The sequence below is a fragment of the Staphylococcus sp. SM3655 genome (assembly GCF_016917315.1).
Classification (GTDB): domain Bacteria; phylum Bacillota; class Bacilli; order Staphylococcales; family Staphylococcaceae; genus Staphylococcus; species Staphylococcus aureus.
On sequence record NZ_CP070305.1, the window covers coordinates 1,058,065 to 1,071,896 of the forward strand.

Genomic DNA, 13,832 nt, shown 5'->3' on the forward strand with positions numbered 1-13,832 from the left:
TTATAATTTAGCGATTTCGTTTCATGATTTATAAAAAATGAGGCTACTCAAGGAGCTCAAATAATCTTTGAGTAGCCTTTTTATAGGTTGTGTTTGTATGCGTTTACACTAAAATAGCAATTATTATCATGAAAGTTTTTGGATAAAAAGCGTTAATTATTGTAAAAATGCTAAAAAATGAGATGTTTTATTTATAATTTTCTGCAAATTTATGATATTGTTTCTTAATATATCATATTAAAAATTTGTTTTTCTTAAACATAGGAGGCTTATCTAATTCATGGACACATCAAAACAATTTAGAGGTGACAACCGATTGCTTTTGGGTATCGTTTTAGGGGTTATTACCTTTTGGCTATTCGCGCAGTCACTTGTTAATCTTGTTGTCCCATTACAATCAACATATAGTAGTGACGTTGGAACGATAAATATCGCTGTTAGCTTATCTGCCTTATTTGCTGGTTTGTTTATCGTAGGTGCTGGTGATGTTGCTGATAAATTTGGTCGCGTCAAAATTACTTATGTAGGATTGATATTAAATGTTGTAGGTTCATTACTCATCATCATTACACCTTTGCCAGCATTTTTAATTATAGGTAGAATAATTCAAGGTTTGTCTGCAGCATGTATTATGCCATCCACACTTGCTATTATTAACGAATATTATATTGGTACAAGAAGACAACGTGCCTTAAGCTATTGGTCTATTGGTTCTTGGGGTGGTAGTGGTATTTGTACGTTGTTTGGTGGCTTAATGGCTACATATATAGGTTGGCGTTCAATATTTGTTGTTTCAATTCTATTAACATTATTAGCAATGTACTTAATCAAACATGCACCTGAGACTAAAGCAGAACCAATCAAAGGTATGAAAGCAGAAGCTAAAAAGTTTGACGTTATTGGTTTAGTCATTTTAGTAGTGACGATGTTAAGTTTAAATGTAATCATCACACAGACGTCTCATTTTGGTTTAGTTTCACCGTTAATTCTAGGTTTAATTGTTGTGTTTATCTGTTCATTAGTTGGTTTTGTATATTACGAAAATAAAATAAAGCATCCACTTGTTGATTTTTCAATTTTTAAAAATAGAGGATACAGTGGTGCAACTATTTCAAACTTCTTATTAAATGGTGTAGCAGGTGGTGCACTTATCGTTATTAACACGTATTATCAACAACAATTAGGATTTAATTCTTCGCAAACGGGTTATATTTCATTAACGTATTTAATAGCAGTGTTGTCAATGATTCGTGTAGGTGAAAAGATTTTATCTCAACATGGTCCGAAGCGCCCACTATTACTAGGAAGTGGCTTTACAGTGATTGGGTTAATCTTATTGTCGTTAACATTTTTACCAGAAGTGTGGTATATCATATCTAGTATAGTTGGATATTTATTGTTTGGTACTGGTTTAGGATTATATGCTACACCATCAACTGATACAGCAGTTGCTAGTGCGCCAGATGATAAGTCGGGTGTTGCTTCAGGCGTATATAAAATGGCGTCATCATTAGGAAATGCATTTGGAGTAGCAGTATCTGGTACAGTTTATACTGTGTTAGCAGCTAATTTAAATTTGAACTTAGGTGGTTTCACAGGTATGATGTTTAATGCCTTGCTAGCAATTGTTGCATTTTTAGTCATTTTACTATTAGTTCCTAAAAATCAAACGAATTTGTAAAACCGAAATGAAAGCAAGTTATTATGTAGGGATTTTAAAGGAAATTTTGTGAAAGTAAGTTTATCATACACACTTAATGTTACGTATTGACGTTTAATGTTAGGTGTGTTCTTTTATAGACGATAAAAGCTGTGTGCATATTAAGCGAATGATTTTCAAATTGACGCTAATATGCGAAAGTAGTATTTTTAAAATGAACAACAACGATGAAGAGGGGTTTATAGGATGAAAATTGCAATTGCTGGATCGGGTGCATTAGGTAGTGGCTTTGGTGCCAAACTATTTCAAGCAGGATATGATGTCACACTTATTGACGGATATACATCTCATGTTGAAGCGGTTAAGCAACATGGATTAAATATAACGATTAATGGAGAGGCATTCGAGTTAAACATTCCGATGTATCATTTTAATGATCAACCGGACGAAAGCATTTACGATGTTGTCTTTCTATTTCCAAAGTCTATGCAATTAAAAGAAGTGATGGAAGATATGAAGCCACATATTGATAATGAAACGATCGTCGTATGTACGATGAATGGTCTGAAGCATGAAGAAGTCATTGCGCAGTATGTTGCTCAATCACAAATTGTCAGAGGTGTTACGACTTGGACGGCAGGTCTTGAAAGCCCTGGACACAGTCATTTACTTGGTAGTGGACCAGTTGAAATAGGTGAACTAGTGGATGAAGGTAAAGAAAATGTTATAAAAGTTGCTGATTTACTTAACGAAGCGGAATTGAATGGTGTCATTAGTAAAGATTTATACCAATCGATTTGGAAAAAGATTTGTGTTAATGGTACGGCAAATGCATTAAGCACAGTATTGGAGTGTAATATGGCATCACTGAATGAAAGTAGTTATGCGAAGTGTTTGATTTATAAATTAACGCAAGAAATAGTGTATGTAGCGACGATTGATAATGTTCATTTAAATGTTGATGAAGTATTTGAATATTTAGTTGATTTAAATGAAAAAGTTGGTGCGCATTATCCATCCATGTATCAAGATTTAATTGTTAATAATAGAAAAACTGAAATTGATTATATTAATGGCGCAGTTGCAACATTAGGTAAACAACGTCATATTGAAGCGCCAGTCAATCGCTTTATTACTGATTTAATTCATACTAAAGAAAGTCAGCGACATGCACAGGATTAATTAGTGTTTTTAGGTATGATTACAAGGAAATGACAATCACGTGATATTACGGTCATTATTAAGATTGAAATGTAATAAATAAAGAACAGCAGTAAGGTACTTTCAAATTGAAATGATCTTGGTGCTGTTTTTCTTGATTGATCTTCGTCATAATTCAGATTTGTCATAGGTCTACGACATACTATTAGCATTTACTAGACAGTTTTTACGACGACACTTTGAAAAATTTTGAGGCAAATCATTTGGAAGTCTCACGTGAATTTTGTAAACTCATCAAGCAAGTAATTATATTAAAAAGACAAATAGAGAAAAGGTGTTTATAATGAGTAAAATTTTTGTAACTGGTGCAACGGGCCTTATTGGCATTAAATTAGTTCAAAGACTAAAAGAAGAGGGGCATGAGGTTGCTGGTTTTACTACATCTGAGAATGGTCAACAAAAGCTAGCTGCGGTTAATGTAAAAGCATATATTGGTGATATATTAAAAGCTGATACCATTGATCAAGCGTTAGCAGATTTTAAACCAGAAATCATTATCAACCAAATTACGGATTTAAAAAATGTTGATATGGCAGCAAATACGAAAGTACGTATTGAAGGTTCTAAAAACTTAATTGATGCGGCGAAAAAGCATGATGTTAAGAAAGTAATTGCCCAAAGTATTGCCTTTATGTATGAACCTGGCGAAGGATTAGCAAATGAGGAAACTTCACTTGATTTTAACTCAACTGGTGATAGAAAAGTAACGGTTGATGGTGTGGTTGGTCTAGAAGAAACGGCTCGTATGGATGAATACGTTGTTTTACGTTTTGGCTGGTTATATGGCCCAGGTACTTGGTACGGAAAAGATGGCATGATTTATAATCAATTTATGGATGGTCAAGTGACACTTTCAGATGGCGTAACATCATTTGTGCATCTTGATGATGCAGTTGAAACATCTATTCAAGCTATTCATTTTGAAAATGGTATCTATAATGTAGCAGATGATGCACCTGTTAAAGGTTCTGAATTTGCAGAATGGTATAAAGAACAACTTGGTGTTGAACCAAATATTGATATTCAACCTGCGCAACCATTTGAACGTGGCGTAAGCAATGAGAAGTTTAAAGCGCAAGGTGGTACTCTGATTTATAAAACTTGGAAAGATGGCATGAATCCAATTAAATAATAATTTATCCGTTTAATATACAAAGAATAAAGACTTGGTCGAATCGTGGATGATATATTATCAAACGCACGGCTCGAACAAGTCTTTTTATTATGTCTTCGTTATCTTTGTATGAAGGAATAACAGAATTACAATTAATGTACTGAATAATGCAATTAATGTTGTGATTAGTGCTAATTTAATTTCTATTGGTAGCCAAGTCAGTACAAAAGACCAATTATTGCTACCGAGAATTAAATATGGTAATGCATAAAGCGCGAGCGCTAAAGCGATACATATACATAATGATAACCAACTCAATACAGCAATCCGTTTTGATCTACGCAAAAGAATTTGACCATGGCGCATTTGCCAAGCACGATAAGCTGAGAATATAAATGCTAATAAAATAAGTGTTGTCATCAAAACGGTAACAATATTGAATTGTCCTTTATAATGATTCAGCGTTGAAGCAACAGTAGTATAGTGTGTGTTGTTAACTATCTGTGTATTAAGATGCTCAACTAATTTGGGTACATATTCCGAATTTAGATTTGCAAGTACAACAATTCCATAATTTTGTTTTGGATTTAGTAAAATAAATGATGAAAAGTTATCGAGCGTTCCTGAATGAAACACTAAATGTTCATCATTATTGGTAAACCAGCCCGAAGCATATGCATTGGCATTAGGTTCACCAATTGTTGATGATAAATTTTTATGTGATTGTTGAACTAATGATTTGTATTTATCAGGTGGATTAAGTTGGAATTTTATCCAATGTTCCAAATCTTCAGTTGATGTCATCATATATGCTGATGGTGTATCCCAAAGGTTAAATTCAGGTTTAGAGACGACAGGTGTCGAACCTTGTAATTCATAGCCAATAGCATCATGTTTTGATTTGTAATTTGTTTGTTTAAATGTCGTGTGTTTCATTTGAAGTGGTTTAAGCCAATGGTCTGTTATATATTGCGTATATGATTGCTTTGTGACATTTTGGATGATTAAACCTAACAGATCATAATTCATATTTGAGTATTCAAATTCCTCGCCTGGCTTATGGTGAAGCTCATCTCCCATAATTGCACTTGCCACATCTGTTAATTGATTTCGCTTGCTTGTCACAGAATCTTCGCTTGTAATATCACTAGGTATACCACTTGTTTGAGCCAAAAGTTGCTTAATCGTAATAGTTTCATTTTGACCATTATAGTTCATTTTAAAATGAGGCACATGTTTGGATACGGCATCATTTAAGTTTAATCGACCTTCTTGAGCTAATTTTAAAATTGCAAGACCTGTGAAAGCTTTCGTATTAGAAGCAATTTCATACTTTGTTGTGGGAGAAGCTTTGACTTTTTTATCAACATCTTGATAACCATAACCTTTATTTAAAAAAACTTTGCCATTTTTTACTATTAAAATTGATGCTCCAGGAATGTGTCCCTTTTGTAAATCATGCTCGATAATTGTATCTATTTGTTGTTGCGAATCATTGGTTAACCGTGTCTTCGTATTGCTATTTAATGTTATATATATAGCAATTGAAATGGCGACTAAAATGATAATAGAAATGGATAGAAAATACAGTTTTTTAGTAGTCATAAACGTTCCTTTTTATATGTTAAATTTACTTAAGTGCCTAATGAGATTTATTTTATTATACCAGTTCTATTGAATAAATTAATTAAAGAGGTATATTTACCATTATTTTTGACACCTTATATGTTAATAGGTGTATAATTACATAAAAAATATTGATTAACTCTCTATACTTTTTGGAAAGATAGGCGTATAGTGATATCCATCAAAAACTATAAAAAGGAATAGGAGATTATGTTCAATCAATTTAAAAGACTTATTATAGGGCAACCTAAAAAAAACAGAGAACTAAAAGACGAAAAGATATCGAAGTTTAAAGGGTTAGCGATTCTTTCGTCGGATGCATTATCTTCAGTGGCTTACGGTCCCGAACAAATACTGATTACACTATCAGTAGTGGGTGCAGTTGCAACTTGGTATACTTTACCGATTGCAGGTGCTGTTCTGATCTTATTAGCTGCTTTAATTATGTCTTATAGGCAAATTATTTATGCATATCCTAAAGGTGGCGGCGCGTATATGGTGTCCAAGACCAATTTAGGAGAAAAATGGGGATTGCTTGCAGGAGGCTCATTATTAGTCGATTACATACTGACTGTCGCTGTTAGTATATCATCTGGTGCTGATGCATTTGTTGCTGCATTCCCAAGTTTATATGGGCATAAAGTACTGATTGCATGTTTACTTGTACTTTTTATTTTAATATTAAATTTACGTGGTTTAACTGAATCTGCCACCGTATTATCCTATCCAGTATATCTTTTCATTATAGGGTTAGTGATATTAATATTTATAGGTACTTTCCGTGTGGCGACAGGAGATATTCAACCACATATGCATGCATCAGTAGGAACTGCGGTTCCTGGAGTAACATTATTCTTGCTATTAAAAGCATTTTCATCAGGGGCTTCATCATTAACAGGTGTTGAAGCTATTTCAAATGCGGTAACCAATTTTAGAGAACCAAGTGCTAATAATGCTGTGAAAACGTTAATTGCTATGGGTTCAATTTTAGCGTTTTTATTAGTTGGTATCGTTGGTTTAGCATATGTTTATGGAATTATGCCACAAACGGAAACGACAGTTTTATCACAATTAGCTATGCAAATATTTGGTGATAATGCTGCCTTCTATTTTGTACAGGCAACGACCGTGATGATTTTGGTATTAGCAGCCAACACTGGATTTACAGCTTTTCCGATGTTAGCGGCTTCAATGTCTAAAGATAAATATATGCCTAGAATGTTTACTGTTAGAGGTGATCGCTTAGGCTACTCTAACTCAATTATTATTTTAGGTGTATTAGCCATTATTTTAATTATTGTATTTGATGGTATGACTGAAGATTTAATTCCATTGTATGCGGTTGGTGTATTCATTCCATTTACACTAGCACAATTCGGTATGGTTATTAAATGGATTCATGAACGTCCTAAGAATTGGTTAAGTAAGTTGTCTGTGAACTTACTAGGTGGTATCGTGACATTTATTGTTTTTATGATTTTACTCATAACTAAATTTAGCCAAGTATGGCCGATACTTATTTTCTTGCCGTTCGTGGTGATTTTCTTCTTGAAAATTAACAAACATTATCGAGATATCGCAGAACAATTACGTTCTGACATTGATGTTCTTAATGTGGACGTGGTAGATCGTAATTTAGCAATTGTGCCGATAACAAGTATTACAACAGCAGTTGATAAGTCTATTTATTACGCACAAATGCTTGCGAATAATGATGTCATAGCAGTACATGTATCATTTGGAGATGAAGATGAAAAAGCATTCCAAGAGAAATGGAAACGTCATTTCCCAGATGTAAGATTAGTTATTTTACACTCGGAATATCGCAGTATTATACGACCAATTTCACGTTTTATCGATAAGATTAATCGTAAAGCCAACGATCAAAACTATATGATTACAGTAATGATACCAGAATTTATTACTAAGAAACGTTGGCATAATTTGTTACACAATCAAACTAGTTTGCGTATGAAATTGTATTTAATTTATCAAAAGAATGTTAACGTATGTACAATTCCATTTAAACTTAAAAAATAGATTCTATAATCAAATCGGATTGATGAAAGGTTATTTACTTTTCATCAATCCGATTTTTTGATGTTGAATATAAAAAACCCGTACATATGAGATGATAATGACTTTGTCTCATATGTACGGGGGTGTTGTTATGTCTTGCTTAATGTTTGGACTGTAAAGACAAGACAATTTCGTTGTAATTGATATTTTCTCGAATTTGAGCTGCAACGATATTGTTGATTTTATTTTTGCGAATTAATTCATCTAAAAGATGACGTTGTAAGTACAATGCTTCCAATTTGTGGTTATGGAACATAGCTTGCGGTATGATTTGATTGCTGTTTTCTTGACGTTCTTTTCGACGTTGTGCACGCCACTTTAATGAGCGACTCATATCATAGTAATGATTAATGACTAAGCTAACTTCAAGTACATTTGTACTATTTTGTTCTTCTTTTAAGCGTAAAATAATATTGTGATTCACAATACGCATAATTTTTTGAACATCTTTGAATGAATTTTCAAATTCTTGCTTCTTAGATTCTTTGTTTAAGGCTTTGTAGTGCTTCATCGCTTTAAGTCTAAGCCATAACATCTTGAAGAAGTTTGCAAATTTTTCAACAAATGAAGCAGTACGGTGTGTCTCTGTTAATTCGACAATATTGCGGTAATTATTTATATCCTGATATGTTGCCTTACCTTTATCAATTAAACGCTCAAGTGTAGATGTTTCGATTACTTTTGCAATATCTTCTAAACGTTTGAGTTCTTTTGTATTTTGATTATCAGGTTCTGAATTTAATAAAAATAACAATTCTCCATAGTATTGGTTTAATACTGGGCGATAATTTGTATCGTTTTTGTCTTTTTTACTTTCGTTTTTAAAATGCTGGATCACTTTTTGAACAATGAAAATTTTGGCAGATTGATAAGTCATACCTTTAAAAGTAGTATCTTCGGCAGATGGTGTAATTAAAGGTAAAACAATTTGCGCTAAGATTAAACTAATTAATACCATGAAAGATGCAATAAACAATAAATCATTACGGTATTCGAATGCTTGTCCTTTTGTAATGATAAATGGTAATGTAAGTGCCATTGAAAGTGAAATTGTACCGTGAATACCACACATGGTCATAATAAATGCGTAACGCACTCGAGAAGGTGGTGTTTCATGTGAATCATGTTCCTCGTCTAGATAAGATTGTATATTTTTCGGGAAATAAAAATCTTTGTACCAGAAATAAACCCAAACAAATCGACATGCATAAATTGCAATAGCGATTAATATAGTGATCACTATTAAAAATGAAAAGTTGTCAGGCTCTGTTTGGAAAATATCTATGACTACAGTAGGAATCATAAAACCTAATACAACAAATACAAAACCATTTAAGGCATAACTAAATGTGTTCCAAATTTGATGGTAATTCATTTGTAGTTCCGTTTGTGCTCTAATTAAACGGTCGCGTTCTAAACCATGGATTAGACCTGCGATTACAACTGCAATGATACCTGAAGCATGAACTTCTTCTGCTAAAAAGTATACGACAAAAGGAGTTAATAATTGAATAAAAGTTAAGGTATTGTTATCTTTTAAACCTTTATTAGCGGTTAAGTCTATACGTATTCTAACGACAACGAATCCAATAATTGCACCAATAAGTACACCTAGTATTGTTGAAATGATAAATTGTTCAACAGCTTGGAATAATGAAAAGGTACCAGTTACTAATGCAGTAACAGCAATTTTAAATGAAATGATACCTGCTGCATCATTGAGTAAAGATTCACCTTCTAAAATCGTCATAGAACCTTTAGGTAATAATTTTCCGCGTGTAATAGCAGATACTGCTACTGCATCAGTAGGACATAAAATTGCTGCTATTGCAAAAGCGGCTGGCATTGGTAAGGCAGGCCAAATCCAATGTATAAAATAGCCAACACCGACTACAGTTGCAAACACTAGTGCCATTGACATTAATAGTATAGGTTTACGATATTCTAATAATTTTGTTCGAGAGACGTGGGTACCTTCCACAAAAAGTAGTGGCGCGATAACGGCAAACATAAATACTTCAGAATTGAATTGGAAATCAACTTGTATTGGAATAATGAAAATAACGACACCTAATGCAATTTGAATAAAGGCAGTAGGAATTTGTGGGAATCGATTATTGATAACCGAACTAATAATCACAGCAAAAATAAAAATTAAAAATGCTTCTAATAGTGCCATACAATACTCCTCAAAATTTTAATAGTTAATATTTTATCACTTTTAAGGCATAATGACATAGATATATTGATAAAATGAAGTTATTTTCAAAAAAACTCTAGTATCGGTTGAACTGATACTAGAGCGAGATGTTTAAATTATTGATTGTCATATCTGAAATGACCGCTGTCATTTTGTCGTTGTTCATACGCGAGCTTTTCAGCATTCGTTTTGTATTTTTTATAAAAGAAAAATAAAAATATAAACCAGAATGGCGAAATATAAATAGCTGCTCTTGTTTCGTCACTAAAGAATAATAAAATGAATACAAAGAAGAAGAACGCTAGAATAATGTAAGCAATAGGCTTACCACCAATCAACTTAAATTTACTGTTTTTATGTGCCTCAGGATGCTTTTTCAAATACATTAGATAAGCGACAATAATCATTGCCCAAACAACTAAAAACAACACAGTTGATAACGTTGTAACGTATATGAATAGTTGAATTGCATTAGGGAAAATGTAGTTTAACAAGGCTGCTATAAGTAATGCAATTGATGAAACTAACATTGATAAATAAGGCACGCCATGACTATTCGTTTTATTTAAAACTTTAGGACCTAACCCTTGTTGTGACAGTCCGAATAAGATACGACTATTCGAATAGATACCACTATTTGTAGCAGAGGCCGCGGCAGTTAGCACGACAAAGTTAACGACACCTGCTGCAAATGGTACGCCGATTAATGTAAAGAGTTTAACGAAAGGGCTACTATTTGGATCGATATCATTCCAAGGTATGACTGACATAATTACTAATAGACCACCGATATAGAATAATAAAATACGGATAGGTACATTATTAATTGCTTTCGGTAAGGTTTTTTCAGGATCTTTCGTTTCACCAGCAGTTACACCTATAAGTTCAATACCAATGAATGAATATACAGCAATTTGGAATGACATTAAGAAACCAAATGTTCCACCAGGGAACATGCCACCGTGACTGATTAAGTTTGTGAATGATGCATGTCCATAATGTGTTTTAAATGAGAAAAAGATTAATACAAGACCAACGATAACCATCGCAATAATTGTGACAACTTTAATAATAGAGAACCAAAACTCCAGTTCACCAAATAATCTGGCACCTAATAAGTTGAAGCTAATCAAGATTAAAACAATAAATAGCACGGTAATCCAATTTGGGACTTGTGGATACCAAAATGCAAAGTATTGTCCCATCGCAGTTAGGTCTGACATACTTGATACAATCCAACATAACCAGTAAGTCCAGCCAATGACAAAGCCACCAAAAGGGCCTAAATATTCATTTGCAATATCAACAAATGAATTAAATCTTGTATTGCTCAACAACAATTCGCCTAATGCGCGCATAAAAGCGAATAGTACAACCCCAATAATCATGTATGTGAATAACAGTGATGGACCAGTTAAAGATATTGTTTGACCTGATCCTAGGAATAACCCAGTTCCAATTGCGCCCCCAATTGCTATTAATTGGATGTGTCTGTTATTCAACTCTCTATGCAATTTTCTTGCCATAATTTTCCTCCTCAGGATAAAGCAAATAAAAAAGTTGTGTGTAAGCGTTTTCTTAATTATAAATACTAAAGAAATCCATTTAATAAAGCAATTATTTTTTTAAATATAAGAAAAAACATTTGATAGGTAAGGGTATGATAACTAAAACTTATCGATTTTTTGAAAAGATATAAGTTTTTATGCAAAAATATAAAATAATCATCTAAATGAAGCAGTTAACTATATATATTAGATAAGCTATGGCATAATAAATAACATTTTAATTTGAGTAAAGAAGGTAAGGGTATGAAGATAGGGACAATCGCCGATTTACATATTGATCGTCATAATAAAAAAACATCCGAAGATTACTTAGAGGCATTGGTTGAAATAGTTAAGTATAAGAAATTGGATATATTGTTGATTGCGGGGGATATCTCAAATCATTATCAATTGACGCACCAATTTATAACGCAATTGACAAAACAATTAGATATACCTGTGAAATTTGTTCCTGGAAACCATGATTTATGGGAAGTTGAAAGTATGACTACGCAAGACATTTGGAATAATTATAAGAGTATGTCACAGTGCTTGGTAGGAAAACCATTTATAGTAAATGAAGAATGGGCAATCATAGGACATACAGGTTGGTATGATTATAGCTTTGCAGCACAACGATTTTCATTAGATGAGTTACAAAGAGGAAAACATTATGGTGCGACTTGGCAAGATAAAGAACGAATATCTTGGGGTATATCAGATCAAAATTTATCTAAAATAGCGGCTGAACAAGTGAAGAAAGATATATTAGAAGTAGGAAATAGACGAGTGATTATAGTCACACATGTTGTGACGCACCCTGATTTCATTGTTCCTATGCCACATCGTATATTCGATTTTTATAATGCATTTATTGGGACAAGTGATTTCAATCCTTTGTATGCGATGTTCGATATACCATATAGTATTATGGGCCATGTTCATTTTCGTAAAAGTGTGATGGATGATGGCAGATGTTATCTCTGTCCGTGTCTAGGCTATCCAAGACAATGGCGTTCAGAAGATATTTACCAGGAAATAAATGAGACGATACAAATAATAGAAATTTAAAATGCGCAAACCTGACCCAGTTTGCGCATTTTATGTTTTACACACGTGAGTAATGTGTTTACTTACGTGTGTTTATTTTGTTGTTGATTTTCAATTGTATATGAATGTGGTTGCACATAAATGCACTTTCTTCCTGGTGAATTAAAGCTGTATTCCATTTTCTCTTTACGAATTTTAATAATTTGTTTGCGATTTGGAATGATGGCAGGTAAAACTAGGCCACGACGAATATGACTCCAAAGTGGATCGATATAATAGTAATAGTAATCATCGTACCCAATGAGTAACGTTACGTGAATATTTGAAACTTGTTTCGCTGGCTTGTTATCAAAGCGGAAAACACGTAGTAATGGTTTAGAACCAAGATTAGTATGGTATATTAACACAGGTTGACCTTGATCGATAATACCTTTAAGATCTTCTAAGGATTTACCAGTGCCGTCTACGATATTAGGATTGTATTTTTGTAAAAATGGTACATATGCTTCTGGAAATATCGTTTGATGATAATTGCCAAGCTTAATGAATAAGTGATGTCCAACATAACCTTTATGTGGATTGTTCGGATGTGTCGGCCAATGTCTCATAATTTCTGTAGCAGGGATATGTTGGTTGTTGTATTGCAACATCATGGCTGCGGAAACACCTTCACACCCCATGACCATAGGGATAGGAAATAGCTGACTGATAGGTTTAACTGGTAATATTTTTCGGTTCATAATATAGTCCTCGCATTGATTCAATAAATATTTAATATAATTATATAGCGTCAATGCAAAATGTCCTAAACATATGTTTTACATGAGTGAATAAAATTAATGGAGTGATAAAATGGAATATCAATTACAACAACTTGCGTCGTTAACGTTAGTAGGTATTAAAGAAACGTATGAAAATGGACGACAGGCTCAGCAACATATAGCCGGGTTTTGGCAAAGATGTTATCAAGAGGGAGTAATTGCGGATTTACAGTTAAAAAATAATGGTGATTTAGCCGGGATACTTGGCTTATGTATACCCGAATTAGACGGTAAGATGTCATATATGATTGCAGTTACCGGAGATAATAGTGCTGATATTGAAAAATATGATGTCATAACATTAGCAAGTTCAAAGTATATGGTATTTGAAGCACAGGGCGCAGTACCTAAAGCAGTTCAACAAAAAATGGAAGAGGTGCATCACTACATACATCAATATCAAGCAGATACGGTAAAATCAGCACCATTTTTTGAGTTGTATCAGGATGGTGATACTACAAGTGAAAAATATATTACAGAAATTTGGATGCCTGTTAAAGGGTGATTGAATAGA

Annotated in this window: 10 protein-coding genes; 6 read left to right on the forward strand and 4 right to left on the reverse strand. The window is 33.2% G+C overall.

Translation table 11 applies throughout. The features are described 5' to 3' along the window. The first annotated feature begins 280 nt into the window (after positions 1-280). The 3 genes from JQN76_RS05135 (at position 281) to JQN76_RS05145 (ending at position 4,013) form a co-directional block, all read left to right on the forward strand. Positions 281-1,681, forward strand: coding sequence for an MFS transporter (locus JQN76_RS05135; protein ID WP_000381269.1), 1,401 nt, complete (start codon positions 281-283; stop codon positions 1,679-1,681). Positions 1,682-1,906: 225 nt separating this feature from the next. After that, positions 1,907-2,842: a 2-dehydropantoate 2-reductase gene (locus JQN76_RS05140; RefSeq protein ID WP_001836693.1), complete on the forward strand. Its 936-nt coding sequence runs from the start codon at positions 1,907-1,909 to the stop codon at positions 2,840-2,842. 322 nt (positions 2,843-3,164) lie between these two features. Continuing rightward, complete coding sequence (locus tag JQN76_RS05145) at positions 3,165-4,013, forward strand: NAD-dependent epimerase/dehydratase family protein (RefSeq protein ID WP_000034514.1); 849 nt, start codon at positions 3,165-3,167, stop codon at positions 4,011-4,013. A 90-nt stretch (positions 4,014-4,103) separates the two neighbouring features. Here the strand turns inward: JQN76_RS05145 and JQN76_RS05150 are convergent, their stop codons facing one another. Further along, positions 4,104-5,600 carry a serine hydrolase FLP gene (locus tag JQN76_RS05150; RefSeq protein WP_000208577.1) on the reverse strand — a complete coding sequence of 499 codons (1,497 nt, stop codon included), beginning with the start codon at positions 5,598-5,600 and terminating at the stop codon, positions 4,104-4,106. Between the two features lie 231 nt (positions 5,601-5,831). Between JQN76_RS05150 and JQN76_RS05155 the strand changes: the two genes are divergently transcribed. Further along, entirely contained in the window at positions 5,832-7,661 is a 1,830-nt protein-coding gene (locus JQN76_RS05155; protein WP_001836694.1) for an APC family permease, read from the forward strand. A gap of 139 nt (positions 7,662-7,800) precedes the next feature. Here the strand turns inward: JQN76_RS05155 and JQN76_RS05160 are convergent, their stop codons facing one another. Together JQN76_RS05160 and JQN76_RS05165 are read right to left on the reverse strand one after the other, a co-directional pair. Beyond that, complete coding sequence (locus JQN76_RS05160) at positions 7,801-9,879, reverse strand: cation:proton antiporter (RefSeq protein ID WP_001185692.1); 2,079 nt, start codon at positions 9,877-9,879, stop codon at positions 7,801-7,803. 137 nt (positions 9,880-10,016) lie between these two features. After that, a complete protein-coding gene (locus JQN76_RS05165; RefSeq protein WP_000101538.1) occupies positions 10,017-11,426 on the reverse strand; it encodes an amino acid permease in 1,410 nt (469 codons plus the stop codon). A gap of 285 nt (positions 11,427-11,711) precedes the next feature. On the opposite strand from JQN76_RS05165, the gene JQN76_RS05170 reads away from it, so the two are divergent. Then, positions 11,712-12,518, forward strand: coding sequence for a metallophosphoesterase (locus tag JQN76_RS05170; protein ID WP_000690198.1), 807 nt, complete (start codon positions 11,712-11,714; stop codon positions 12,516-12,518). Positions 12,519-12,580: 62 nt separating this feature from the next. Here JQN76_RS05170 and JQN76_RS05175 read toward each other — a convergent pair whose 3' ends face one another. Further along, positions 12,581-13,237, reverse strand: coding sequence for a C39 family peptidase (locus JQN76_RS05175; protein WP_001080281.1), 657 nt, complete (start codon positions 13,235-13,237; stop codon positions 12,581-12,583). A gap of 112 nt (positions 13,238-13,349) precedes the next feature. Here JQN76_RS05175 and JQN76_RS05180 point away from each other — a divergent pair, with 112 nt between their 5' ends. Next, on the forward strand, positions 13,350-13,823 hold the full coding sequence (locus tag JQN76_RS05180; RefSeq protein ID WP_000456489.1) for a GyrI-like domain-containing protein: 474 nt from the start codon (positions 13,350-13,352) through the stop codon (positions 13,821-13,823). Positions 13,824-13,832 lie beyond the last annotated feature (9 nt).